Source organism: Anaeromusa acidaminophila DSM 3853 (assembly GCF_000374545.1).
GTDB classification, from domain to species: domain Bacteria; phylum Bacillota; class Negativicutes; order Anaeromusales; family Anaeromusaceae; genus Anaeromusa; species Anaeromusa acidaminophila.
Genome location: NZ_KB894589.1, coordinates 1 through 25,510, shown reverse-complemented (window position 1 = coordinate 25,510; position 25,510 = coordinate 1). Strand labels below are relative to the sequence as shown.

Below are 25,510 nucleotides of genomic sequence, written 5' to 3'. Positions count from 1 at the left end.
CTCCTATCTGCAAAATGACTCCGCACACCGCCAAACGGATGTAACGGTTTTGTTTTTAACAACAGGCCGGGATTATTTCAAGAAGGGATTTGCGTACAGCAATACAATAGCAATAACTGCCGCAATGATCGGGATCGACTCGATCAAGCCAACCGAAATCAGCATGTTAATCAAAATCGTGTTTTTAGCTTCCGGCTGACGCGCAATACCTTCTACCGCTTTCGCCGTAACCGAACCGTCACCAATACCTGCGCCGACCGCCCCCAGACCAATCGCTAAACCTGCACCAATAAAAGCTCCCGCAACCATAATTGCATGTTCCATATTCAAAACTCTCCTCTCAAAATCAATTCGTATTTTGTTTTTTAATGATCATTGCTGATCGAGTTAGCTAGGTATGACATGGACAACATGGTAAAAATAAATGCCTGAACCGCGCCTACAAAGACGCTAAAAGTTAACCACGCTGTCGGCACAACATACGGAGCCAGCAGACCCAAGATGATGATTAACACTTCACCGGCAAGAATATTCCCGAATAGACGGAAAGAAAGCGTAATCGGCTTCGCCAATTCCTCGATAACGTTGATAATCACAAAAGGAATATACGGTTCGAAGAAATGCTTAAAATAGCCGAGGCCTCGATTCATCACTCCTAGGACATGCACTAGGACAATAATCATCAATGCCAAGCCTAATGTGGTATTGAGATCACTAGTCGGCGAGGTAAAGCCCGGAATCAGCCCCAGCCAGTTTGACACCAAAATAAAAAGAAAAAGTGAAATCAACAAAGGAGCCAATTTTTTCCCTTTTGGGCCCATATTGGCTTCAATTTGCTCAAGCAAGGCTGTGATTATCAATTCTAACAGATTCTGCCAGCCCCGCGGCACCAGTGACAAACTTCGTGTCGCTGCAACTGCTAAAAGCAACACTAGGCCCATGGTCAGCCAAGTCATATACAGAGTATCAATATTTACGGTCATTCCCAAGAAGCTTCCCAGTTGATGCACGCCAATCTCGTGGGCGCCGCCGCCATGTTCCATTGTATTCCCTCCTTTCTTTTGCGCCACTCCGGCGCAGCATTATGACTACCTCAATAGGTTTCGAACACTTCCTCCTGTGCATAGGTCTCTAAGATCCTCGTTTCACTGCAAAGAAAACAAAAAAAAGAACCAGCACTCCTTGCAAGGAAAACAGCCCCACAACGGAAGCCCAAAAAGAAACACCCTGCACTTTTAGCGAAAGCAGCAATAGTAACACTAAGAAGGCCAAACGAACCAGCCAGCCTACGCGCATGGAACGCACCGCCTGCGCCACCGGTAAATCCACTGCTTTTTGCACCCGGCGACATAATAACAGATAGTATACCAAACTCCCCAGCCAGCCCAGCAAAAATCCTCTGGCCCAATCTTCCTCGCCAGCAACCCAAGTCAGCGCCGTAAAGCACGTTCCCCAGACAAACATACCGGTCAAGGTGCGTCGAATGGAAAAAACCGTCTCCATGCCTCACTCCTGTCTGTTGACAATCTTACGGTAAATAGACCACATACCCGCCAAAAAGCCAAGAACAATACCGAAAACAGTCCCCCAAGGCGCTGTTTCCATCCAATCGTCCCATAACCTGCCGCTAAAGACGCCAACGACTACGCAAGCCGCCATTTGCAGCCCCAGCGAACTCGCATAGGACAAAAATTGCCACCATTCTTGTTTCCCGGCCATGCAGAATCCCTCCTACCGCATAAGTAAAGTAATTCTCCAAAGCCCCAAGATCTCCTGCTGTTTACCTTGTATTCTTATGACAATTAGCTATGCTAAATGCCTAAATTACTTCAAAAATAATAAAATTAAGAAAAACGAATAAAAAAGCTGTGAAAAACGGTTTAACCATTTTTCACAGCTTACCAAGGCGCTATTTGCAGTTTTTTCCGTCTTGACCAAACATAGTCGGCATCTGAGCGAAACACCCATGTCTCCAAAGAATGGTCTGTACAATCCGCTTCGCCGCAAACCCGTCTCCGTAAGGATTACAGGCCGTCGCCATGCGCCGGTATTCTTCCGTATCCGCTAGCAAACTATGCGTCTCGCTGTACACCCGATCTTTTTCCGTACCAATGAGTTTGACCGTCCCCGCTTCCACAGCCTCCGGACGTTCCGTTGTATCCCGCAGTACCAATACAGGCTTGCCTAAGGACGGAGCCTCTTCCTGAATACCGCCGGAATCGGTCAGCACCAAGTAGGAGCGAGCCATTAAATTAGCAAAAGGCTGGTATTCCAAAGGATCAATTAAATGCACTCTTGCAATTCCGCCTAGCTCTTGGCTTACTACTTCGCGCACTTTAGGATTGCGATGCACCGGAAATACTACTTCTACATCCGGAAATTCTTCTACAATCTGCCGTAACGCCTGATATACATGCCGCATAGGCTCTCCCAAATTTTCTCGGCGATGCGTCGTCAGCAACACAATCCGTCGACGTTGATAGTCGATTTGAGACAACAGCTCATCCTCAAAGACATAATCGTCTTGCACCGTGTTCAGCAAGGCGTCAATGACCGTATTGCCGGTAATAAAAATATCGTCTTTTGCTACTGCTTCTTCCTGCAAGTTTGCTGCAGACGTTTTCGTAGGAGCAAAATGCATATCCGCCAACGAACCGGTCAGCTTGCGGTTCATTTCCTCCGGATACGGCGAATATTTATTGCGCGTCCGCAGGCCCGCTTCCACATGACCGACTGCAATTTGATGATAAAACGACGCCAACGCCCCCACAAAGGTAGTTGTCGTATCGCCATGTACAAGCACCAAATCCGGCTTCGCTTCCGCCAGCACTGTATTTAAGCCCTGTAATGCCCGCCCGGTAATATCAAAAAGCGTTTGTCCTTGCGCCATAATATCCAAATCATAATCCGGCTTAATCGCAAATAAATCAAGAACTTGATCCAGCATCTCCCGATGCTGAGCGGTAACCGCTACCACCGGCTCAATGTGCTCCGAATGCTTTTGCAATTCCAACACTACTGGCGCCATTTTTATGGCTTCCGGCCTCGTGCCGAATACGGTCATTACCTTGATGCGTGACATAGTCCAGCTCCTTATACCTCAGTTTAGACGGCACCAACGCTTTTCGCGCCTACCGCCGCAATCCGACAAACGAAGACGGGCTCGAAAGCCCGTCACAATAATAAAACCATGCAATTTTTAGGAATGACTGTGCGACGACTCTCCCGAAGAAAGCACCCCTAGGCGACGAGCCCCGTAGCAGGCGATTCCGAGCAAGGAAACTACAATTGCAACACCCAATACATAACTAACTTCTGTCAAGACTATCGCGCTCACGCCTAAGCAACCGCTAATGGCATACATCAGTAGCACCGCCTGCCGCTGGCTAAGCCCCAACGCCAGAAGACGATGATGCAAATGTCCTTTGTCCGGCTTAAAAATCGGTTGGCCATTAGTATAACGACGAATAATTGCAAAAGCAGTATCCAATATAGGCAAACCCATTGCCACAACCGGCACAATCAAGGCAATCGTAGCAGCGCTTTTTACCGTTCCCAGAACAGAAATTCCCGCCAGCATGAAGCCCAAAAACATACTGCCTGTATCGCCCATAAAAATCCGAGCCGGATTAAAATTATAATGTAAAAAACCAAGAGAGCTGCCCGCCAAAGCCGCTGTTAAAATTGCAACAACCCAAATGTTCTGTTGCAAAGCCACCAGCAGAATGGTCACCGCTGCAATACTGGAAACCCCAGCGGCCAGTCCGTCTAAGCCATCAATCAGATTCACAACATTGATCATGCTGACGGTAAACAATACCGTAAAAGGAACCGAAAACATCTCCAAATACAGCATTTCCTCGCCAAATGGATTACTAAGCCAATCAATGCGCACATTAAAGCCGACCATAACCAAAGCCGCCGCTATTTGCCCTATCAGTTTAACCCTAGCGGAAAGCGGTTTCATGTCATCGACAATACCAACCATCACGATCACCGTGCCGCCAACTAATAAGCCTAAAATCTCACGACTCACATGCATGCTAGCCAACACGGCAAATACGAATCCCGCAAAAATGGCCAAGCCGCCCATCCGCGGAATCGGACTTGTGTGCACCTTACGAGCATCCGGCGCATCCATAGCGCCCGCCTTCACTGCCAGCTTCATTACCTGAGGCGTCAAGAGATAGGTAACAAACAAAGCGACCACAAAAGCCAACATATATGTCGGCATAATATATGCACCTCTTTTTCTTACACTTGCACAATCTTTTTCTATTGTAGCCCAGCCACTGCACCTTGTCAAATAGCTTCTACATGCGACAATAGCCTTTGCGGCAAAGCTTGCGCACATGCTGATCCACAGCTTGTTTTAGGTCCACTTGATAGCGCGCAGCTAAAAGATACATCATGGTAAAGCAGCATTGCGCCACATCTAAAAGTTCTAAGGCGCAGCCGCGCGCCGCTTCCACTCCAGACAGATCCGCGTTTTCTCCTGACGCCCCTTGGCGCTTACCAAGGAATTGCGTCAATTCTCCCAGTTCTTCTTGAATCTTGCAAACCGTTCGCAAAAGATCCACTTCCGGAAGCTCCAACTGCGGCAACGCCATGTACTTAAAACGTCCTTTTGTAAAAATCGCATAGCTCAAGGTATGATCAAAGGCATAGCCTTTCGCATCCAATTTTTCTAAATGAGCGTCAATCAGCGAATCAATATACACGCCTTGCAATTCTTCCATCACAAAAATCATAGTCACGCAGGTTTGAGCTACATCCAGCAGTTCTCCTACCACTTCCGTCAGCAAAGATGGGTCATCCGGATTTTGTCCTAACTGCAAAATAGCCCGCGAAAGTTCGCCAGCTTCCTCCACCAGCTTCAGCAATGTGGAATGCGGAGTTGGCTGCAGCCCATCCAGCTTCGGCAAGGCAATTGTAGTTACCATAGCCGCCTCCTTATTTGGCATCGGCCACCAACACTCGATTGGTGTCTGTTTGCAGCAACGCTCGCTCCGCCTTCCCCACCAACGATTCTATTGTGTCGTTCACATCCGCCACCGCCCCGCAAACAATTACTTCTAACGGAAGTTCTTGACCATTAAAAGTTGGCTGAATTTGAGCCAACAAGGTACGGATCCGTTCGGCCAAAAGCAGAAGCAGGCTCTTCTTGCCGTTATAGCAAAGAATAAAGAACGTAGCGCTTTGCCAGCGAACCACAATATCGGTTCCTTCCAGTAAAGACGAAACCGTTTTTCCTACTACCTGCAAAAGATGATCGCCTGCGATGTGTCCATATGAATCGTTTACTTCCTTTAGATTATGAAGTTGCACTAACAGCATGCCTGCAGGCACATTGGTTTGTTGCATCTCCGCCAAAGCCGCCCCGAGTTTCATTTCCCCGTAAGGTCGGCTAAAGGTGCTGCTCACGCTGTCAAAGTACGCCATTTTGGCTAATTGCACTACTTGTTCCTTATTGTAACCTTGATTTTTCTGGCGAAATAACAAACACGCCCCCAATTGCAAGCCCAAGGGATCGTAAAGGGGAAAAGCGGTTGTTTCCACTGCCAGCAAGTGTCCTTTTTTATGAGGCAGCGTTCCTTGCACCACACGGCTCTCTTTTCGCTGCAACAACAACCCGGCTAAACGCGATAATTCCACCGTGCGTTCCATACCCAAAAGTCCCTGCAATAACGGGCCCGGACATGGCCGCCCCAACAATTCATTACCTTGATAGCCGCTCAAAATTTCCGCGCTGCTGTTCCAGTGAATTAAGATTCCTTCCATATCTAACATGCAAACCCCGTCGCCCATGGAAGCCAATAATTGTTGTAATGACGTTGCGGAAAGAAACATGCCTGCACCTCCTTTGAAAATTCAGGCCGATTCTTCTGTCCCCCGGCCATGCCTATCTATACTTTATTTTTCTTCCTGCTTCACTGCCTGTTCGGTTGGCACTCGCGCTTCCGTCAGCAAAGCTGCCGACAGTTCGTCCGGATAGCCATCCAAATAAACAATCCTTAAAACTCCTGCATTGATCAGCATCTTCGTACAAGCAGAACATGGATGATGGGTACAATATAACGTGGCGCCTTCAATAGCCACGCCATGTACTGCCGCTTGAATGATCGCATTCTGTTCGGCATGCAAACCGCGGCAAAGCTCGTGGCGCTCGCCCGACGGAATGCCCATCGCTTCTCGCAAACAGCCAATCTCGCCGCAATGCTTTAATTTTTGCGGCGCTCCATTGTAACCAGTAGCCAGCAAGCGCCGATCCTTCACCAAAACGGCGCCTACCTGTCGGCGCAGGCAAGTAGACCGCTTAGCCGCCACTTGAGCCATCTCTAAAAAATATTCATCCCAATTGGGTCTTTGTAATTGCTTCATACTATGTATTTCCCCTATTTTCCAATTCTCTTATAGCATCCTTACATTCTCCAAACCATCGGCTCTTTCCTGCCAACTTTACGCTCATCTTTTCAAACGAAGAAGAATAGAGAACGGAATCCAGCGTAATAGGGGGAACAGAAAAAAGCTGCCTCCTATAGGTATTCCTATAAGAAGCAGCCGTCATTTTATTTGGTTCCGAAAATGCGATCCCCGGCATCGCCGAGACCAGGAATAATATAGCCATGATCATTCAGGCATTCATCTACGGAAGCGGCGTAAATTTCCACATCCGGATGCGCATCATTCACAGCTTGTACGCCTTCTGGAGCAGCTACCAAGCACATGAGCTTGATGTTACGAGCGCCATGTTTTTTCACCAAATCAATTGCCGCCACGCACGAACCGCCCGTAGCCAGCATCGGATCAATCACGATCATATCCCGGTCCTGCACATCCGTAGGCAGCTTGCAGTAGTATTCCACCGGCTGCAGCGTCTGCGGGTCGCGATACAGGCCTACATGGCCCACGCGAGCGGCGGGAATGATTTTGAGTACGCCGTTTACCATGCCCAAGCCAGCACGCAAAATCGGAATAACCCCCATCTTTTTGCCTGCGAGCACTTTGGCTTTGCATTTCGCCACCGGCGTCTGTATTTCCACTTCTTCCAGATTCAAATTGCGTGTCAGCTCATAGGTCATTAGCATCGCAATTTCATCGAGTAACTCACGGAATTCCTTAGTTCCAGTCGTCACGTCGCGAATATGGGTCAGTTTGTGCTGAATCAAGGGATGATCAATAACTTTTACTTGCATGAATGGTCCTCCTTATTACTCTGCATATAAAGGATATTTGGCGCAAAGCGCCGCAACGCGCCGCCGCGCTTCGTCCTTGCTCTCTTCGGAGTCAGGATTTTGCAGGGCTAACGCAATAATTGCGCCAACTTCACGGAAGTCGGCTTCCAGCAGGCCGCGGCTGGTCAACGCTGGCGTGCCGATCCGTACGCCGCTGGTTACAAAAGGACTGGCCGGATCAAAAGGAATGGTGTTTTTATTCACCGTTACTCCCACATCGTCCAACAGCTGCTCCGCTACCTTGCCAGTCAGGTTCTGCGCGCGCACATCCACCAGCATCAGATGGTTGTCCGTGCCGCCAGATACCAAGGTAAAGCCTTGGGCCATCAGTTCCGCCGCCAACGCTTTAGCATTTTTTACAATTTGCTTCTGATACGTCTTGAATTCGTCGCTCATCGCTTCTTTGAAAGCCACCGCTTTAGCCGCAATGACATGCATCAGCGGGCCGCCCTGAATGCCAGGGAAAATGGCTTTGTTAATGACAGGCCCCATAGCGGCGCTGCAGAGAATTAGGCCGCCGCGCGGTCCCCGCAGTGTTTTATGGGTCGTCGTCGTCACAATATCGGCATGCCCCACCGGAGACGGATGTTCACCCGCCGCCACCAAGCCGGCAATATGAGCCATGTCCACCATGAGCAGCGCATCTACGCTGTGAGCAATGGCCGCCATCCGTTCAAAGTCGATAATTCGAGGATATGCGCTGGCGCCAGCGACAACCATCTTAGGGCGATGCTCTTTTGCCAGCTTCTCCAGTTCATTATAATCAATGCGATGGTTCTCGGCATCAACACCATACGGAACTACATTGAAATACACGCCCGACAAATTCACCGGGCTGCCATGGGTTAAATGGCCGCCATGAGACAAATTCATACCCAAAATAGTATCGCCATGCTTAAGCAGCGCGAAATAAACAGCCGTATTGGCCTGCGCCCCTGAATGCGGCTGCACATTGGCAAACTCAGCGCCAAAGAGCTCTTTAGCTCGGTCAATCGCCAACTGCTCCACCACATCTACATGCTCACAGCCCCCGTAATAACGCTTGCCCGGATAGCCTTCAGCATATTTGTTAGTCAGCACGGATCCTTGGGCTTCCATCACTGCCGGAGAAACAAAGTTTTCCGAAGCAATCAGTTCCAGTTTGTTCTGCTGCCGTCCTTTTTCTAGCGCAATGGCTGCGGCGATTTCCGGATCTACTGTCTGCAAATAGTTCATGATTTTTGCCTCCTTTATTTGTCCATTCCGTCTACAGGACGGCTATATACAGCCCGGCAGCCGCCAATCAGTTTGGGCCGCGTCCGGGCAGCCACTACATTTGCTTCGCCAATACGGTTGTTCTGCAACCGCAAGGGTACGGCTACACGTTTTAAATGCATGCCAATCAAGGTATTGCCGATATCCAATCCGGCATCCGCCTGGAGTTCCTCCACCACAGCCGGTTCTGCAAATTGAAGCATAGCCTGCGCCGCTAAAGCGCCGCCAGCTGTGGGTACCGGAAAGACGGAAACCTCCGTTAAACCCAGTTGTTGCAACATTTTCCGTTCCACCACTAAAGCTCGATTCAAATGTTCGCAGCACTGAATTGCCAACGCTATTTTTTCCCTTGCAGCTACTCGGCGCAGCCCTGCCAGTAGTGCCTGCGCCGCCGGCTGTGAACCAGCAGTCCCAATAGTGCGGCCAATTACCTCACTGGTACTGCAGCCAATCACAATCAGTGAGCCTTGCCGCACTTCTCCTTGGACAATCAGTTCCTGCAACGCCGCTGCAGCCTGCTCCTCTATGGCCGCCTCCATATGCTCCGCCTCCTGTACATCCTCGCCTGCCTATAAGCTTTGAAACAACGCTAACTACTATTTCTCCAGAGCGCCGATTTTTTCCACCCGCCGCGCATGACGCCCGCCGGCAAATTCCGTTTCCAGCCAGGTCTGAACGATCATCAGAGCCAAGCCGGAACCGAGCACCCGCTCGCCAAGAGCCAGGATGTTTGCGTCATTGTGCTCCCGCGACATGCGCGCGGAAAATACATCGCCGCATAAAGCCGCACGGACGCCGGGAACTTTATTAGCTGCAATGGAGATGCCAATCCCAGTACCGCAAATTAAAATACCGCGTTCAAATTCTCCGGCCGCCACCTTTTCACCCACGGTCTGGGCAATATCCGGATAATCCACAGAGGCGGTGGAATACGTCCCAAAATCCGTATGCTCTACCCCCTGCTGACGCAGGTAATCCTTAATCTCCTCTTTAAGCCGAAATCCGCCATGATCGCTGCCGATCGCAATTTTCAAATTCATTCCCTCCTTCTGCCAATAATCATTCGTTTTTCTTCGCCAATACTTGCTTTTTTCCTGCCAAAAAATTTATTTTCTCCCACACCTTGTTTAAAAGCCGTTCTAATTCCAAAGCGCAAGCAGCATATACTCTTTCATCGCCGCCGTACGGATCGCTAATATCGCCAGTTTCTCCCGCATACTCGCGCAACGTATAAATACGCTCCCGCTTTGCTTCCGGCGCAGCAAGCAACAATCGCTTATGCTGCATGGTCATGGTTAAAATCAAATCATAAGACGCGAGCTCCGGCCTAGTCAAAAGCGTCGCTTGATGTTCTTGACCAGACAAGCCTTTTTGCCTCAACACAGCTTGCGCCGGCGCTGACATAGGCTCTCCCGCCGCCGCCATTAAGCCGGCGGATGCCACGGTAACTAAACCTTCGGCTCCGGCTTGGCGTATCTTTTCTTGCAACAGCGCCGCCGCCATGGGGCTGCGACAAGTATTTCCCGTACAAACCATCAAGACTCGCATTTCTGCTCTCCTTTTGCAAAACGGCGCACGCGCTGACCGGCGGCCTTGCGCAGCCGATTCATCACGGCTTGTCCTAAACCAGCTTCCTCTACGCCTTCCGCCAAAATGCTGCGAACTGGCAACGAGTCAAAGCGCCGCAACGCGGCAAATAAACCTGCCGCCAAACTCTGAGGCCGCCTGCGCTGCCCATAGATGATCACTCTAGACGAAGGCGGCAATCGTTCCGCCAACTCCTCCGTTACCAAAAAGCCAGTTTCCCCAGCGATATCCTGCTTCCAAGCCTCCAAAAAGGCCTGAGCAACCAGATCTTCCGGACCTTCCCATACCTCCACAGCCGCTTTCGGCGCGTAATGGCGATACTTCATACCCGGCGCCTTGGGAATCGCAACCTTAGCTCCAGCCAAGGACGGGTCCAATTGCAGATTGGGAATGACCTCGCGCAGCGCTTCCACCGTCAAACCGCCCGGGCGCAGGAGCATCGGCGCCTCACCGCTAAGATCCACTACCGTAGACTCCAATCCTACCGCGCAGGGGCCGCAGTCTAAAATGGCATCAATACGACCATGTAAGTCCTCCCAGACAGCCTCCGCTGTGGTCGGACTAGGCTTGCCGGAGGTATTAGCGCTCGGACCTGCCACAGGCACGCCCGCCTGGCGGATCAATTCGCGCGTTACAGCGGCAGCCGGCATACGCACTGCCACTGTTTCCAAGCCGCCTGTAACCACATCAGGAACGCGGAAGCTCCGCGGTAAAATCATTGTCAACGGCCCCGGCCAAAAACGCTCCGCTAGTGTTTTAGCTACTGGCGGAATCTGCTGCACTAATGGCTCCCAAGCTTCGAAATCGGCAATATGCAAAATCAAAGGATTATCCGAGGGTCTCCCTTTTGCCTGGTAAATCGAAGCGGAAGCCTCCGCATCCAAACCGTTAGCGCCTAAGCCATATACAGTCTCTGTAGGAAACGCCACTAGTTTTCCCTCTCGAAGCAGTTTCGCAGCTGACTTAATAATTTCCACGTCTGGTTTTTCGGCATCCACACGCCACCATACTGTTTCTTTTTTTAAGCTATCCATATCTGCTCAACTCCCTTGCTTGCGCAAAGCCACAACCCTCTCGATACCGGCGTAATCAGACAAAATAGCCTCGACCAGCCACCCGGACCGCGCTCCCAGTTGCGCTACCTCTTTAGCTTGTCCAATACCGACTTCCAGAAGCAGCCAGCCGTCGGGGCGCACATAGTCGCCGCCTTCTTGCACCAGCCTTCGATAAAAATCCAGCCCATCAATCCCGCCAGCCAACGCCATTCGGGGCTCGCAATGCACTTCCGGCTGCAAACCCTCCAAGTCCGCTTCGGGAATATACGGCGGATTGGAAACAACCGCGTCAAATTGCCGCCCTGCCACAGGGGCGAATAGATCTCCCTCATAAAGTTGCAGCCTTGTTTCCACTTCATGGCGCTTGGCATTTTTCCGCACCATTTGCGCGGCTCGCGGCGACAACTCCACCGCTGCAGCCTGCCACTGAGGTTGTCGCTTCAATAAGCTGATCACCACTGCGCCGCTCCCAGGCCCAATCTCCAAAATGCTCGCTTCTTGCGTTTCCTGCAGCCTAGTCTCACAAGCTTCTACCAATAGTTCCGTATCCGGTCGCGGCACCAATACATCAGGGGAAACAAAAAATTCCAAGCCCATGAATTCCTTACAACCTAAAATGTACGCTACAGGCTCTCTTGCCGCCCTGCGCAGCACCATAGCCCTAAAAGTAGCCAGTTCCTCTGGCAGCAAAGGCTGATCAAAACGCACATATAAGTGTAACCGGTCCATGCCGAGGACATGGGAAAGCAGTACTTCCGCATCCAAACGCGCCTGTTCGACGCCTTTGTCCGCAAAGTACTGCTTGGTCCAGGACAGAACGCGGCCGATAGTCCAGCGATCTTTGTCCACGTCCATTCTCACTCCATTTGTTTCAATTTCTCGCTCTGCTCCGTTGCAATGAGAGCCTCAATCAATTCTTCCAACTCGCCGTTGAGCACAAAATCCAGCTTATGCAGCGTCAGGCCGATGCGATGATCGGTCACGCGCCCTTGGGGGAAATTATACGTTCGAATGCGCTCGCTGCGGTCACCTGTGCCAACTTGGCTTTTCCGGTCCGCCGCCACCGCCGCATGCTGCTCTGCTTGTGCCTGTTCCAGCAGTTTCGCGCGCAGCACCCGCATCGCTTTTTCTTTATTTTTAAGCTGAGACTTTTCGTCCTGACAGGTAACCACTACGCCCGTAGGCAAATGGGTAATTCGAATGGCCGACTCCGTCTTATTAACGTGCTGACCGCCGGCGCCGCTGGCGCAATAGGTGTCAATTTTCAAATCGTTTTGATTCACATCGATATCTACGTCTTCCGCTTCCGGCAAAACCGCCACCGTCACAGTTGAAGTATGAATACGACCGCCAGACTCGGTCACAGGCACACGCTGCACCCGATGCACGCCGCTCTCGAACTTCAGGCGGCTGTAAGCGCCGTCGCCGTCAATGACAAAAACGATTTCCTTGTAGCCGCCCAAGTCCGAGGGATTGCCGTCCAAGACCTCTGTGCGCCAGCCCCGGCCTTCAGCATAGCGTGTATACATGCGAAACAGATCGCCCGCAAAGAGCGCTGCCTCATCCCCGCCAGCGCCGCCGCGAATTTCCACAATAACGCTCTTTTCGTCATTGGGATCCTTGGGCAGCATCAGTACGCGGAGTTCCTGCTCCATCTCCGGCAGCTTATCCTGGTGTTCCTCCAGTTCAGCCTTGGCCAGCTCCCGCATTTCCGCATCGCTTTCTTCCGCCAAAATTTCCCGGGCTTCCGTCACCGCCTGCAACGTCTCCTTATACGTACGAAACGCCGTAATCAAGGGAGTCAGTCGGGCATGGGCCCGAGTGTGCTGCTGCCACCGCTGCATGTCCGCCATCACATTAGGATCGCTGATCATGGCTTCCAATTCCTGATATTTATCTTCAATTGCCTGCAATTTTTCCAGCATGAACCTGCATTCGCTCCTTCTATTCCTTAACTCTTACGCAATCTGCGCTTTTCAGCCTGCCGCAGGCTCGTTCTCTTTTTCTTTTACTGTCGGTTCTTGTTCCGGAAGCACCGCTTGCAACGCTGCAATGGCTACTTCAATCTGCGAGTCATCCGGCTGACGAGTAGTCAGCTTTTGCAGCCACATGCCTGGCAATACAATGGCGCTCATCAGCGCCTGTTCGCCCACATGACGCCCGGCATAGCGAATGATTTCATAAGCAATTCCAGCTACCACCGGCAGCAGCACAATGCGCGAAGTAATACGCAGCCATAAATCCGGCCAGCCTAAGAAAGCAAAAAGCAAGATACTGACCACCATAACGATTAAAAGAAAATTCGTTCCGCATCGCGGATGCAGCGTGCTATGTTTCCGCACATTCTCTACAGTCAGTTCTTCGCCTGCTTCATAGGCGTAAATGGTCTTATGCTCCGCACCATGGTATTGAAACACGCGTTGAATGTCTTTCATCGAAGAAATAGCCGCTACATAGCCGAAAAACAGAATCAACCGCAAAGCGCCTTCCAGCAAATTAAGCCAAACCGGATCAGTCACGGCTTCATGAATATATTTGGCCGCAAAGGTTGGCAGTACGACAAATAAGCCAATGGCCAGTACAAAGGAAACCAGCATCGTCAGCACCAATTCTTTGGTGCTCAGTTGTTCTTCTTCCTCACCGGCAGCTTGCGCCGAAAAAGACAACGCCTGCAACCCGTAAACCAAGGATTCCACCAGCGCTACCGTGCCTCGTACAAAAGGAAGCTTTAAAACTGGATACCGCTCGTTGATAGAAGAAAAAGGCTCTTTTTTTAACTCAATACCGCCGTCAGGCCGCCGGACTGCCGTAGCCAGATACCCCGGCCCGCGCATCATCACGCCCTCAATGACTGCCTGACCGCCAATTGTCGGCTTCTTGCTCATAGGAATCTCCTTTATGCAAACAGGTGCTACTTATAACTGTAGCAGAGCATCGCTGCTCTGCTACAGAATTGCGTCCTATTACTTTCCGTAACGCTTGTTGAATTTTTCGATCCGACCGCCAGCCGTAATATTACGCTGCTGACCGGTGTAAAAGGGATGGCATTTGGAGCAAACGTCCACGCGCAATTCTTTTTTCACCGAGCCGGTCATGAAGGTGTTCCCGCAACCGCAGGTCACTTTCACTTCCTGATAATCCGGATGAATTTGTTCTTTCATCGAAGCATACACCTCTCTTTACCCTAGGGATTGACTCATCGCCAAACAAAAATCAGCTGATTGTACCCGATTAGTATAGCATAGTCAATAGAGAAACTGCAAGATCCTTCCCTCTATTTTTCCATGTCAATCTTCTTCGCTTTTCACATAATGGCTGAAGCTGCCCAATACCAAGGCTGGAAACCGTTTCGCCACTTGTTGTAAAAAGGCGGGTACGCCGATTGGCTCTGCTTGCTGCGGCGGCAGCGTCTCCAATAACCAGTCCGGATCAATATTAAGGTTGCGCAGTTGAATCATGTCCACGCCGGTTCGTTCTAGAAATCCTTCCCAAGCCTCTACTTCTTCGGGTCTGTCATTAAGGCCCGGAAAAAACAGCATATTTAGAGATACATAGACGCCATGCGCTTTCGCATATAGGATAGATTCCTCCACATCCTGCAGCGTGTAGTTTTCCGCCCGATAGTATGCCTGATAGACCGCCTCGCGAGCGCTGATAATGCTGACGCGCATACTGTCAAGGCCCGCGTCGACAAGCGCCTTAATGCCTTTCGTACAACCGGCATTGGTATTGATATTGATCTGACCTTTGCTGCATTGCGCTCGAATCTGCCGCATAGCCGGCGCAATACGTTCATAGGCCAAAGCCGGTTCGCCTTCGCACCCTTGACCAAAGCTGATAATCCCGTCAGGCGCCGTTTCCAAATGATACAAACCAACCTGGGCAATCTCCTCTGCTGTAGGAGCAAAAGCAATACGACTTTGCGGCGAAGGACAGCACTCCGCCGGTTGCAGCGAGATGCATCCCAGACACTGCGCATTGCACGTGGGCGAAGTGGGAATTCCCGCTTCCCAGCGGCGGTAAAACAAATTCTGCGCCGTACAGCAATGCCATTTCAGCGAGCAGTCTCCTAATTGTTTTACAATTCGGTTTTGCGGCAGCGCTGCCGTAACGGTCTTTACTTTTTTTCGTAAGTCTTTAGTATTGTAGCGATATGGATGCCATTTCTCATTATCGTCGCCCGGTACCGCCGCCACAACCAGTTCTTCGCCCTTTAGCGCTACCGCCGCATAGCCAAAAAGCGGCAATAGCGGCGCCTTCTCCTCCCGTTCAAAAGCGGGCACAAGAGTGCGCGTATAGCCCATCGGCAAAATGGCGGCAACCGCCAATAAGCCCGGACCTAGGCGCTCCACTTGACCAGCCTCATTCATTGTAACCGCCCGCCGTCCTGGCAAAAGGCACAATTCCGCACCCTCCGGCAGCGGCATGACTTCGTCTTCTCTGAGTAATCGCTGCCGCTGACCATGGCGAGCCACCGCCGCCTGCCCCGGCGCATCAAAGATTTCCCCGTCCGGAGCGGCATATAATGCTGTAAGCATGCTTTCGTTCTCCTTTATCTGGTTCTGCAGCCATTATATCATGTTCCACTCGTTGCAGCATGACTTTGCCTTGCATAATTACCGCCCGAGTATTGCGTCTTTTTCCTTTTCTTTTTTCATAGCATTCGTTACAATTAAATAAAGCAAGGAATTTTGAATGCGAGGTGGATACACATGGCAAACAAAAAATTGATGTTAGCTTATGACGGTTCCGAACACAGCCAGCGTGCGTTAGATTGGGCGCTGGACCTCAATGCGCAATTACTGTACGAATTGGAAATCGTCACGGTAATTCCTCCATTCCCCAGCCTCTTCGCCGATTTTCCGACAGATACGTACGCGCTGATGGAGGTCAATCGTAAAAACGGCCAAACTATGCTGGAAAAAGCAGCCGCCCACTGCCAAGAACGAGGCCAAACGGCTACTACCGCTCTTTTGGAAGGACATATTGTCGATACCTTAATTGAGCATGCCAGCGAAGGCGGTTTTACCTTTTTAATCAGCGGCACCCGCGGCGCCGGCGGCTTTGAAGGCCTGCTGCTCGGCAGCGTAGCCCACAAGCTTGTGACCTATTCGCCGATCCCGGTGCTTATCGTAAAATAATTTAGGGAACCACCGGTCCATTCACATCTCTCGACAAAACGATTCTTTTTCTGCCATACATCGTCTGAAAGACTCGGAAAAGCTCTGCTATCCTGTGTTTCCTTTCTCTCCTGACGAAAAAACTCTTCATTTTGCCGGAGTGTTCATGAAACCATTGGTCTCCTTATCTAAGAAGAAAAACGAAAAAAGTACAGATTAAAACAGCAGGCCGCCGGCAAATGCCGACGGCCTGCTGAGCAAGTACTGCTATTAGATGCTGATTTTAGCGCCCAAAAGTTCTACAAAAGAGCGCAGCCATTCCGGATGGTTAGGCCAAGCTTGGGCGGTAACCAACTGCCCGTCCGTCACAACCGGAGCGTCTTCCCAAGAAGCGCCTGCTAAGCGACATTCTGCGGCGCAAGCCGGATAGGACGTTACTTTTTTACCCTTCATCACTTCACAAGCCGCCAAAAGCTGCGGTCCGTGACAAATGGCAGCCACAGGCTTACCTTGCGCAAAAAATTCTTTCACAATGGCAATAGCCTGAGGATACATGCGCACATACTCAGGAGCGCGTCCTCCAGGAACTACGAGGCCCACAAAATCGGCAGCCTTTACGCTTTCCAAGGCTGCGTCAACTGGAATACGATGGCCAGTCAGTTCCACGTATGTATCCAGCCCGATAAAATCATGTACAACCAATTGCAGCGTTTCGCCTACTTTTTTATTAGGAGCCACAACAACCACTTCGTACCCCAGCATTTGCAGCGCCTGCTGCGGAACTTTTACTTCGTAATCTTCCGCACAATCTCCCGCCAAGAGTAAAATCTTTTTCACAGTCATGCCCTCCTTCAGGTTATGCACTTAGAATCAGACAGTTTTTTCTGTCTTTTCATTGGATTCGCCCTTGGTCAGTCATCTCCTGCAGTATTGCAAAATAAGCCTATTTTTTTACAAAACATTTACATGAGGAATTAAGGAGGATCAATTATGCGTTCGGATTTACTGTTAAAGCTCACACAAACTCATATAGAAAACCAAGACGGCCCTTGGGAAAACGTGTCCCTCACCGGCCCCCATGATCTCATTTTAATTCGCCTTTGCCAAGCTCAGCAAAAGCAGCAAGATTTTTCAGCCATAACCGCCGCTGCCTTGGGCTTTGATCCTCGCATCTTCTCCATGGCCTTAAAGCACTTAGAAAAGCAAGGGCATCTGGAAGGCGTTATCTATACCTACGAGGAGGATAATCCCTACCCTGCCGGAGTGGATTTATCCCAAGCGCACGTTACCGCCGCTGGCGAAGCCTATGAAAAAAAGCTGGGCTAACCCCAGCTTTTAGCGATTGAATCGATTCATGGCGTTCGACATACCCAATTTTAAAATTCCCTCTACAGCATCCGCCGCTTTTTCCAATACAGCTTTTAGCTCTTCTTGTTCCTCTTGGTGAAAGCGGCTCAATACATAGTCCGGCACCGCCCAGCCAGCCGGGGGACGTCCTATGCCCAGACGAACTCGATTGAACGCATCCTGTCCCAAATGACACAAGAGCGATTCAATTCCTCGATGTCCGCCGCTGCCGCCCTTCATCCGCAGACGCAGCTTTCCGGTAGGCAAATCCATATCATCATAGATTACAATGATGTCTTCCATCGCCACTTTATAAAAACGGGCCAAAGGCGCCACCGCCTCGCCGCTGAGGTTCATATAGGTCTGCGGTTTAACGAGAAGCAGCGCCTCTCCATCGCAACGCGCTTCCAAGACCTCTGCATTGTCCTTGAACCGCCAGTTTCCTTCCCACCGCTTAGCCAGCTCATCCAATACCAGCCAGCCAATGTTATGCCTAGTTTCGCTATATTCTCTGCCTGGATTTCCCAAGCCGACAATCAACTTCAACGCGCTTCCCCCGATCGAGCTAATAAAGTTTCTACTGTCACAAAGTGATACCCCTGCGCCTGGAGCTCCGGAATAATACGCCGCAGCGCCGCTATGGTCTGCGAGCGGTCTGCCTTACTACTCAAGCCTTCACCGTCATGAAGCAAAATAATCGCCCCCGGCTTGACCTGCTCCAAGGTACGCCTGGCAATAGTTTCCGCATTAATTCGCTCCCAATCCCAGCTCATAACGGACCAATCAATAATACGCATGCCCCGTTGATTGACGGCATGCAGAACCGCTGCATCGCGAAAACCATGAGGCGGGCGAAAGACTGTCGGTTTGACCCCGGTAGCCGCAAAAATAGCCTGGTTGGTATGATCCAGCTCCTCAGCCAACTCTTCCCGGCTGGATTTTAGCAAGTCCGAATGACGAAACGTATGATTTCCCAGTTGATGCCCATCTTGGACTAAAGAAGCCGCTAGTTCCGGGTAGCGCTCTACATTTTGCCCCAAAAGAAAAAAGGTCGCCGTTACGCCATATTCGCGTAAAATTTGCAACACTTGCGGCGTAAAGACCGCATCCGGCCCATCATCAAAGGTCAACGCCACCAATTTATCGGATGTTCCTTTTTGCGAGCAAACCGTATGAAAAAAGTCTGCCTCCGGCAGTATAGTACAAGCGAACGTCCCCATAAGAGCGACGCATGCCAGCCCTGCCAGCACTAGACCGCCATGGCGCAGCCGCTTTTTCCCCCACCCTTTATACTCTAAGACCAAGCCGAGCACAATAAGCACAGTGAACCAACCGGCCAAATCTTCCATACGCCAAAAAAAACCGTCCACACTCTTGCCTCCTGCATGACTAGCCGCCATACGCAAAATAGAAATTGAATAAGATATAGAGAAAACAGAGTAAACAGAGGATCCGCTTCACCTCTGCCAACTCTGTTTTCTCTTATTGAAAGAGTTTTTTCTCAGTCAAACAAGGAACTGACTGAAAGCTGCTTGTAAATACGAATCATGGCCTCTCCAAACATAGGCGCCACCGATAATACTTTGATTTTATCTAATTTCTTTTCCGGAGGCAAGGGAATTGTATTAGTAATAATTAATTCTTCAATGTTAGAGTCCTTAATACGCTGTACCGCCGGGGGGCTCAGCACGGCATGGGTGCAGCAAGCCAAAACCGACTTAGCGCCCAAACGCTGCAGTGCTCTAGCGCCTTCCGTCAGCGAGCCGGCTGTATCGACAATATCGTCAACCATGACTGCATTTTTGCCGTCAATATTGCCAATCAGATTCATTACTTCCGCTACGCCCGGCATCGGACGGCGCTTTTCAATGATGGCGATCGGCGCATGCAAGCGATCCGCCAGTTGGCGCGCCCTCGTTACGCCACCCAAGTCTGGTGAAACGACTACCAAATCCTGTAGGTTTTTTGTTTTCAAGTAGTCTGCTAAAATCGGCACACCTGGTAAATGATCCAAGGGGATATCAAAGAACCCTTGAATTTGGCCAGCATGAAGATCCATGGTAATGACCCGATCTACTCCGGCTGTCGTAAGCAAATTAGCCATCAATTTAGCCGAAATAGGTTCCCGGCCTCTGGTTTTGCGATCTTGTCTCGCATATGCATAGTACGGCACGACGGCCGTCACAGAGCGAGCCGAGGCGCGTTTCACCGCATCTACCATAATGAGCAGTTCCATGACATGATCGTTAATGTTGGGTCCGCAAGTAGGTTGTACAATAAAAACCGATTTACCTCGTACGCTTTGGTCAATCATAACCTGCGTTTCTCCATTGTTAAAATGCCCGACAAAGGCATCCCCTACCTTAATCCCCATATAGCTGGCCATCTCATGAGCCAGCTCCGGATGGGAATTCCCCGCAAACAAACAAATGTCTTCACTGCCTTGCAATACCATGTTTTTTCTTCCTGCCTTTCCTGCGTCTTTGCGCTATTTACGTTTTGCCGCCCAACCGTCAATATTCGCCTGTCGCGCCCGGGCCACGCCCAAAGCACTGGCAGGAATGTCTTTTGTAATCGTAGAGCCTGCCGCCACATAAGCGCCGGCTCCCACCGTCACTGGCGCCACCAGATTGCTGTTACAGCCGACAAAAGCCTCGTCTTCAATGGTCGTACGATGCTTCTTTTTACCGTCGTAATTTACTGTAATCGTACCGCAGCCGATGTTTACGCCACCGCCCATATCGGTATCGCCAATATAGCTCAAATGCGGCAGCTTGCTGCCAGGTCCTATCACCGAATTTTTGACTTCCACAAAGTTCCCTACTTTGACGCCTGCCTGCAACTGTGTATGCGGCCGCAAATGCACATAAGGCCCCACTGTCACGCCTTCGTCCATGGCACATTCATGGGCGTAGGTGAAGTGCACCGTACTGCCATCGCCAACTTGTACATCCGTCAGCCGCGTATTCGGGCCGATAGTACAGTTGCCACCGATGACCGTTTTTCCTTCCAACCAGGTAAACGGGTACAATACGGTATCCGCGCCGACGCTAACCTCTGCATCCACAAAGGTGCTGTCCGGATCCATCACCGTCACACCGGCAACCATCAGCTCATTTACTTTGCGCCGACGCAGGATTTTTTCCGCTTGCGCTAGTTGCTGCCGGGAATTAATACCAAGCGTCGCTTCATGATCCTCTGTACTATAGGCCCAAACGCGTTTTCCTTGACCGCCTAAAATGCCAATGACATCTGTCAAGTAATACTCGCCTTGCTGATTCTGGCAATTTACCTGCTGCAACGCCTGAAATAAAGACGTGCTATCAAAGCAATACATGCCTGTATTAATTTCATTCACTGCCAATTCGTCTGCATTCGCATCTTTTTGCTCGACAATTTTCACCACATCGCCAGCTGCATTGCGAATCACCCGCCCATAACCAGTCGGGTCCGGCATGATGGCCGTCAAAACCGTCGCTGCTGCTCCTGCGGAAGCATGCGCTTCGCAAAGCTGTTGCAGCATTTCTTCCGTAACCAACGGCGTGTCGCCGCATAATACAAGTACCGAACCTCGATGCCCTTCCAACAGCCCTTGCGCTTGCAATACCGCGTGACCGGTTCCCAATTGTTCTTCTTGCAGCACTGTTTCCGCTTGACCTTCCAGTAAGGTCTGCACTTTTTCACTGCCGAACCCGATAATCGCTACGCTGCGTGAACACCCAGCCTTGCGAGCTGCATCCAGCACATGCTGCACCATAGGTTTGCCGCCTACTTCGTGCAAAACCTTTGGTAAAGCGGATTTCATCCGGGTCCCTTTGCCAGCTGCCAAAATTACAGCTACCAATTCCCCCATTGTTTTACCCCCATTTCTCCTCGACCAACACTTGTTTTACAACCATGTTAGTCTCTCTATGTATCGCCAGTTCCAGCGCAAAAAAGCCCATGGTAAAAAAGCTACACGAATTTCGCGGAAAAAGCAAGTCAAAGCCGCCCGTATATTATAATAAAAACAAGCATTCTTCGCTCTTTAGTAGCAATATCTCTTTTTTTCGGCAAGGATGCTTCGTTTTACATCTTTCATTCAATAGGACGAATATCTATTTTCTTGCTCCACTCGTCTACTTCATGAAGCATAAGTAAGCTTGTATAGCCTTCCACAAGCTTGCGCTGCGGCTCGGCTGTGGCAATCAGCACGCCAGTGCCAACTACCTCCGCTCCTACTTCCATCGCCAAATCAGCCATGCCTTTAGCCGTACCGCCAGCTTTCATAAAATCATCAATTAAAAGAACGCGCGCTCCTACAGGCAAAGCGCGCTTCGGCAGCGACATAGTCTGAATGCGTCGTGTAGAGCCACTGACATAGTTAATGCTCACCGAAGGCCCTTCAGTTACTTTGCTTCCTTGACGCACAATGACCAAGGGCAAATCAAATGCTCGAGCCGTCATAAAAGCCAGCGGAATTCCCTTGGTCTCTACCGTCATAATATAATCTGGCCGCAAATGAGCCAGCTTAGTCATAAAAACTTCGCCGATCTGCGCCATCAAAGCCGGTTGAAACAGCAAATCAGTCATATACAAAAAACCGCCTGCAATAATGCGTTCCGGTTCTTTCAAACGCAAAGCCAGTTCCTGCAAAATAGCCTGTTCTCGCTCGCCTTCGCGACGAGGCAAGAAGCGCACGCCTCCGGCTGCGCCAGCAACGGTTTCCAGCGTTCCTAAACCAAACTGCTGCAACGCCTGCTTGATCGTCACCATATCCTCGCTCAGCGTTGATTTGGCGGTGCCAAAGCGTTCACTAAAATAGCTTAACGGGAAAAGACGGCTTGGCATATCCACGAGAAGCTTGGTTAATGCCACCACCCTCTCAATCCTCCGTACTTTTTCCACTACGGTTCCTCCCATTCGCATTTATTCCCGAATATTAAGTTCAATTATACCATTCATCTTACGCTTTTTCATCGTCTTGGGAAAATTTTTCTTAGAAGGGGGAACACACAGAACAACAGAGAAAAGCCAAAGGAGTAACATGTGGGAATGAATGAGGCCACGGCGGCCGTGATTGTATTTGAGACTTTTGGGAAGCAAGACGGTCCGCGGGACGCAAAAGCAGGAGGCGGCGGAGAAAAGTTCCGTATGTCTAAGCGCCAGTGAGTTCGCGGAACTGCTGTCGACTCCTGTTTTGGCGAGGCGCGCGAAAATCTTGTCTCAAATACAGTTATGCCTCCGTTCATACCACATAATCTTGCCCCCCTTTCGCGTCTTTCGTGTATTTCGTGATTCGTTAGCAACGTTTCTCGATTTTATTATCCAACCGCGAAAATCGCGAAATTTGATTTGTCGTTCTCACAAACCCGCTCTATTCCTCCTGTCTTAGCCTCTCAAAACTTATAATGGTGTATCAAAAAAGCATGGCATCAAAATGCCATGCTTTTCAAGTCTACTTAGCGATCTTTGTTTTGCTGCTGCCGACGCTCATTGATATCCTGTAGCAGCGTCTGCTCTGAGTTAGCCATATGCTCCACTGCCAATTGCTGAGCCAAATCGACATCGCGCGCCGCAATGGCTTCCACCAACTGCGTATGTTCTTCGATTGTTTTTTTCAAACGTCCCGGATAGGCCATGGAGATAGTCCGGAAACGTGTTAGCTGCTCTCGCAAGTTGTTGATAATGCCAACTAGGCGGTCATTGCGGCTGGCTCGGTACAAAATATCATGAAACTGACCGTCTAGTTCCACGATTTTTTCCATATTGCCATTATCTACGCAAGCGCTGATTTGCACCAACAAGCGTTCCATCTGCTCTAGTTCTTCTTCTGTAATGCGTTCCGCCGCCAAGCCATTGGCCAGCGAATCCAACGCGGAACGCACTTCGAATACTTCATTGATGTCTTTAATGGACAAATCCGCCACATAGGTGCCTCGGCGCGGAATCATAATCACAAAACCTTCCAGCTCCAGCTTACGAATTGCTTCGCGAACCGGAGTCCGGCTTACACCCAGCTCCTCGGCCAACTGAATTTCCATTAAACGTTCTCCCGGGCGCAATACACCGCTAATAATCGCTTCCCGTAATGTTTCACACACCACTTCCCGCAAAGGTTGGTAGCTGTCTAATTTTACCGGCAACAATCTCCGTTCCATATCACTCACCATCCACTTTCCTCACTGTCTTTGCTGTAAAAATCGAGACTCTATCGCCCCAGCTACGACGGAGCCGCTCTGCTACGTCACCCGCTGCCTCTTCATTTTCCGTCAAAGCAAATACTGTAGGTCCGCTGCCGGACATTAAGGAAGCCATCGCACCCTGGCGCAGCATATCCTCTTTCAGTTTCTGAATCTCCGGGTGTTCGCTAATTGTAACCGATTCTAAAACATTGCACAATCGCGAAGCTATGCCTTCTAAGCTCCCCTTTTGCAGCGCTGTTTTTAAGCCTGTCAAATCCGGCCTTTTCTTTACTTTCGTCGCTGCAAAATGCCCGTACACCCAAGCTGTTGAAACAGCCACAGGCAGCTTTGCCAATACGACGCCGCATTCAGGCATTGCCGGCAATTCTTCGAGTTCCGTCCCTCTGCCAGTTGCAAGACGTGTGCCGCCTAGCAAACAAAAGGGAACATCCGAACCCAACTGAGCTCCTAATTCCAAAAGGTCCTGCTGCGTCAGCCCCGCTTGCCATAGCTTATTCACACCGCGCAAGACAGACGCCGCATCAGCGCTGCCTCCAGCCAAGCCAGCCGCTAAGGGGATTTTCTTTTTCAAGGTAATAGCTACGCCTTTCGTAATAGCGCATTTCTGCCGCACAAGCTCCGCCGCGCGCCAAGCCAAGTTTCTTGAGTCCGCTTCCAATCCGGGGACGTTTACCTGCAGTGAAATATCTTGTGCTTCTTGCAAAATGATTTCATCCGCCAAACTAACACTTTGCATAATCATAGACACTTCATGATACCCGTCCGGACGCTTACCCAACACATCAAGAGAAAGATTGATCTTGGCGTTTCCGTGAAGAATCATGGCTTCGCTCATGCGTTAATTTGCTTCAGCATTATTTCTTCATCAGAGGTAATGATGCTGTCAATTTCCAGTAAGATGAGTAGTCGTCCATCCACTTTGCCAACGCCTTGTATATATTTCGCATCTAACACAAAGGATGGCGGCGGCGGTTCAATTTCCGATTGCGACAGGCGAATTACCTCGGCTACCGCATCAACAATTACGCCAATAGTCTGCCCGGATACTTCCACGATAATAATACGAGTATCGTCATTATAGGCTCCTGCTTCCAACTGAAATCGCTTGCGCATGTCCAAAACAGGAATAATGCGTCCTCGTAAATTAATGATTCCTTCCACAAAGGAAGGAGTCTGCGGCATTTTGGTAATCGGCACTAAACGATTGATCTCTTGCACTTTGGTAATGGGTAAAGCATATTCCTCATTGGCCAAACGGAAGATCACCATCTGTAATTCATCGAGCTTCAGTTCTTGATTGACTTGAACTTCTTCCATGGCACAGCCCTCCTGTCTTTTGTTCTTTACAGAAATATTCACTATACGCTTTATTATAGGTGATTCTACGGCTAAATTCAAAGCAATCTATATGCCACATCATGGAAATTCGCCATTTCCTTCGTTTTTCCTGCCAACAAAAAAGCCCGCTGCATAGAAATGCTGGTGTGCTCCCCGTCAATAGGACAATCAAACAATATAAAGAGTTCCTTTACAGCTCATCCGTTTGGATGAGCTGTTTTTCTTATGCAGCGCTGTAGTGTTCGTGGTATTCATAAGGTGTCATAACGCCCAGCTTTCGTTGTAATCGGTCAAAGTTGTAGTAGTGGATATAGCTGCGGATTGCATGTATCAATTCCATTCTACTGGTAAATTTCCGGCCATAGTACATCTCGCGCTTCAGTATTCCC

General features: G+C 50.1%; 32 protein-coding genes. 2 read left to right on the top strand and 30 right to left on the bottom strand.

Features of this window, described 5'->3' with window-relative positions:
• Positions 1-72 precede the first annotated feature (72 nt).
• The 20 genes from atpE to C508_RS0107110 form a co-directional block, all read right to left on the bottom strand.
• The gene (gene atpE / locus C508_RS0107205; protein ID WP_018702872.1) at positions 73-324 is read right to left on the bottom strand and encodes a F0F1 ATP synthase subunit C; all 252 of its coding nucleotides are present in this window, start codon (positions 322-324) and stop codon (positions 73-75) included.
• Between the two features lie 41 nt (positions 325-365).
• On the bottom strand, positions 366-1,043 hold the full coding sequence (gene atpB / locus C508_RS0107200; protein ID WP_018702871.1) for a F0F1 ATP synthase subunit A: 678 nt from the start codon (positions 1,041-1,043) through the stop codon (positions 366-368).
• Positions 1,044-1,131: 88 nt separating this feature from the next.
• On the bottom strand, positions 1,132-1,503 hold the full coding sequence (locus C508_RS18060; RefSeq protein ID WP_018702870.1) for an ATP synthase subunit I: 372 nt from the start codon (positions 1,501-1,503) through the stop codon (positions 1,132-1,134).
• 3 nt (positions 1,504-1,506) lie between these two features.
• Positions 1,507-1,719: an AtpZ/AtpI family protein gene (locus tag C508_RS0107190; RefSeq protein WP_018702869.1), complete on the bottom strand. Its 213-nt coding sequence runs from the start codon at positions 1,717-1,719 to the stop codon at positions 1,507-1,509.
• Positions 1,720-1,909: 190 nt separating this feature from the next.
• On the bottom strand, positions 1,910-3,082 hold the full coding sequence (wecB, locus tag C508_RS0107185) for a non-hydrolyzing UDP-N-acetylglucosamine 2-epimerase (protein WP_018702868.1): 1,173 nt from the start codon (positions 3,080-3,082) through the stop codon (positions 1,910-1,912).
• A gap of 117 nt (positions 3,083-3,199) precedes the next feature.
• Positions 3,200-4,234 carry a glycosyltransferase family 4 protein gene (locus C508_RS0107180; protein ID WP_018702867.1) on the bottom strand — a complete coding sequence of 345 codons (1,035 nt, stop codon included), beginning with the start codon at positions 4,232-4,234 and terminating at the stop codon, positions 3,200-3,202.
• 79 nt (positions 4,235-4,313) lie between these two features.
• Positions 4,314-4,943: a MazG nucleotide pyrophosphohydrolase domain-containing protein gene (locus C508_RS0107175; RefSeq protein ID WP_018702866.1), complete on the bottom strand. Its 630-nt coding sequence runs from the start codon at positions 4,941-4,943 to the stop codon at positions 4,314-4,316.
• Positions 4,944-4,953: 10 nt separating this feature from the next.
• A complete protein-coding gene (locus tag C508_RS0107170; RefSeq protein WP_018702865.1) occupies positions 4,954-5,850 on the bottom strand; it encodes a sensor domain-containing diguanylate cyclase in 897 nt (298 codons plus the stop codon).
• A gap of 63 nt (positions 5,851-5,913) precedes the next feature.
• Positions 5,914-6,381: a deoxycytidylate deaminase gene (locus C508_RS0107165; protein WP_018702864.1), complete on the bottom strand. Its 468-nt coding sequence runs from the start codon at positions 6,379-6,381 to the stop codon at positions 5,914-5,916.
• 188 nt (positions 6,382-6,569) lie between these two features.
• Positions 6,570-7,196 (bottom strand): uracil phosphoribosyltransferase, encoded by a 627-nt coding sequence (gene upp / locus C508_RS0107160; protein WP_018702863.1) that lies wholly within the window; start codon positions 7,194-7,196, stop codon positions 6,570-6,572.
• 15 nt (positions 7,197-7,211) lie between these two features.
• Complete coding sequence (gene glyA / locus C508_RS0107155; protein WP_018702862.1) at positions 7,212-8,450, bottom strand: serine hydroxymethyltransferase; 1,239 nt, start codon at positions 8,448-8,450, stop codon at positions 7,212-7,214.
• A 14-nt stretch (positions 8,451-8,464) separates the two neighbouring features.
• The gene (locus C508_RS0107150; RefSeq protein ID WP_018702861.1) at positions 8,465-9,028 is read right to left on the bottom strand and encodes a TIGR01440 family protein; all 564 of its coding nucleotides are present in this window, start codon (positions 9,026-9,028) and stop codon (positions 8,465-8,467) included.
• A gap of 57 nt (positions 9,029-9,085) precedes the next feature.
• Positions 9,086-9,523: a ribose 5-phosphate isomerase B gene (gene rpiB, locus C508_RS0107145; protein ID WP_018702860.1), complete on the bottom strand. Its 438-nt coding sequence runs from the start codon at positions 9,521-9,523 to the stop codon at positions 9,086-9,088.
• A gap of 25 nt (positions 9,524-9,548) precedes the next feature.
• A complete protein-coding gene (locus tag C508_RS0107140) occupies positions 9,549-10,037 on the bottom strand; it encodes a low molecular weight protein arginine phosphatase (RefSeq protein ID WP_018702859.1) in 489 nt (162 codons plus the stop codon).
• Complete coding sequence (locus C508_RS18055; protein WP_018702858.1) at positions 10,025-11,110, bottom strand: L-threonylcarbamoyladenylate synthase; 1,086 nt, start codon at positions 11,108-11,110, stop codon at positions 10,025-10,027. The genes C508_RS0107140 and C508_RS18055 overlap by 13 nt, the downstream gene beginning before the upstream one ends.
• Before the next feature lie 6 nt (positions 11,111-11,116).
• Positions 11,117-11,986 (bottom strand): peptide chain release factor N(5)-glutamine methyltransferase, encoded by an 870-nt coding sequence (gene prmC / locus C508_RS0107130; protein WP_018702857.1) that lies wholly within the window; start codon positions 11,984-11,986, stop codon positions 11,117-11,119.
• Between the two features lie 2 nt (positions 11,987-11,988).
• The gene (gene prfA, locus C508_RS0107125; RefSeq protein WP_018702856.1) at positions 11,989-13,056 is read right to left on the bottom strand and encodes a peptide chain release factor 1; all 1,068 of its coding nucleotides are present in this window, start codon (positions 13,054-13,056) and stop codon (positions 11,989-11,991) included.
• A 51-nt stretch (positions 13,057-13,107) separates the two neighbouring features.
• Positions 13,108-14,016: a DUF1385 domain-containing protein gene (locus C508_RS0107120; protein ID WP_018702855.1), complete on the bottom strand. Its 909-nt coding sequence runs from the start codon at positions 14,014-14,016 to the stop codon at positions 13,108-13,110.
• A gap of 78 nt (positions 14,017-14,094) precedes the next feature.
• On the bottom strand, positions 14,095-14,292 hold the full coding sequence (rpmE, locus tag C508_RS0107115; protein ID WP_018702854.1) for a 50S ribosomal protein L31: 198 nt from the start codon (positions 14,290-14,292) through the stop codon (positions 14,095-14,097).
• A gap of 126 nt (positions 14,293-14,418) precedes the next feature.
• Positions 14,419-15,669: a radical SAM family protein gene (locus C508_RS0107110; RefSeq protein ID WP_018702853.1), complete on the bottom strand. Its 1,251-nt coding sequence runs from the start codon at positions 15,667-15,669 to the stop codon at positions 14,419-14,421.
• A gap of 174 nt (positions 15,670-15,843) precedes the next feature.
• On the opposite strand from C508_RS0107110, the gene C508_RS0107105 reads away from it, so the two are divergent.
• Positions 15,844-16,272: a universal stress protein gene (locus C508_RS0107105; protein WP_018702852.1), complete on the top strand. Its 429-nt coding sequence runs from the start codon at positions 15,844-15,846 to the stop codon at positions 16,270-16,272.
• Positions 16,273-16,521: 249 nt separating this feature from the next.
• On the opposite strand, the gene C508_RS0107100 is transcribed toward C508_RS0107105, so the two are convergent.
• Complete coding sequence (locus C508_RS0107100) at positions 16,522-17,094, bottom strand: DJ-1/PfpI family protein (RefSeq protein WP_026319421.1); 573 nt, start codon at positions 17,092-17,094, stop codon at positions 16,522-16,524.
• 147 nt (positions 17,095-17,241) lie between these two features.
• Here C508_RS0107100 and C508_RS0107095 point away from each other — a divergent pair, with 147 nt between their 5' ends.
• A complete protein-coding gene (locus C508_RS0107095; protein WP_018702850.1) occupies positions 17,242-17,577 on the top strand; it encodes a hypothetical protein in 336 nt (111 codons plus the stop codon).
• 9 nt (positions 17,578-17,586) lie between these two features.
• On the opposite strand, the gene pth is transcribed toward C508_RS0107095, so the two are convergent.
• The 9 genes from pth to C508_RS20910 all read right to left on the bottom strand — a co-directional run bounded on the left by pth (position 17,587) and on the right by C508_RS20910 (position 25,503).
• Positions 17,587-18,144 carry an aminoacyl-tRNA hydrolase gene (gene pth / locus C508_RS0107090; RefSeq protein WP_018702849.1) on the bottom strand — a complete coding sequence of 186 codons (558 nt, stop codon included), beginning with the start codon at positions 18,142-18,144 and terminating at the stop codon, positions 17,587-17,589.
• The gene (locus C508_RS0107085; protein ID WP_018702848.1) at positions 18,141-18,968 is read right to left on the bottom strand and encodes a polysaccharide deacetylase family protein; all 828 of its coding nucleotides are present in this window, start codon (positions 18,966-18,968) and stop codon (positions 18,141-18,143) included. The genes pth and C508_RS0107085 overlap by 4 nt, the downstream gene beginning before the upstream one ends.
• A gap of 131 nt (positions 18,969-19,099) precedes the next feature.
• Complete coding sequence (locus C508_RS0107080) at positions 19,100-20,053, bottom strand: ribose-phosphate diphosphokinase (RefSeq protein WP_018702847.1); 954 nt, start codon at positions 20,051-20,053, stop codon at positions 19,100-19,102.
• A gap of 33 nt (positions 20,054-20,086) precedes the next feature.
• The gene (glmU, locus tag C508_RS0107075; RefSeq protein ID WP_018702846.1) at positions 20,087-21,451 is read right to left on the bottom strand and encodes a bifunctional UDP-N-acetylglucosamine diphosphorylase/glucosamine-1-phosphate N-acetyltransferase GlmU; all 1,365 of its coding nucleotides are present in this window, start codon (positions 21,449-21,451) and stop codon (positions 20,087-20,089) included.
• Positions 21,452-21,675: 224 nt separating this feature from the next.
• A complete protein-coding gene (gene purR / locus C508_RS0107070) occupies positions 21,676-22,485 on the bottom strand; it encodes a pur operon repressor (protein WP_018702845.1) in 810 nt (269 codons plus the stop codon).
• Between the two features lie 554 nt (positions 22,486-23,039).
• Positions 23,040-23,738 carry a GntR family transcriptional regulator gene (locus C508_RS0107060; RefSeq protein ID WP_026319419.1) on the bottom strand — a complete coding sequence of 233 codons (699 nt, stop codon included), beginning with the start codon at positions 23,736-23,738 and terminating at the stop codon, positions 23,040-23,042.
• A gap of 1 nt (position 23,739) precedes the next feature.
• The gene (ispE, locus tag C508_RS0107055; protein WP_039797047.1) at positions 23,740-24,606 is read right to left on the bottom strand and encodes a 4-(cytidine 5'-diphospho)-2-C-methyl-D-erythritol kinase; all 867 of its coding nucleotides are present in this window, start codon (positions 24,604-24,606) and stop codon (positions 23,740-23,742) included.
• 8 nt (positions 24,607-24,614) lie between these two features.
• A complete protein-coding gene (locus C508_RS0107050; RefSeq protein ID WP_018702841.1) occupies positions 24,615-25,100 on the bottom strand; it encodes a chemotaxis protein CheW in 486 nt (161 codons plus the stop codon).
• A gap of 244 nt (positions 25,101-25,344) precedes the next feature.
• Positions 25,345-25,503: an IS3 family transposase gene (locus C508_RS20910; protein ID WP_422664641.1), complete on the bottom strand. Its 159-nt coding sequence runs from the start codon at positions 25,501-25,503 to the stop codon at positions 25,345-25,347.
• Positions 25,504-25,510: the final 7 nt, after the last annotated feature.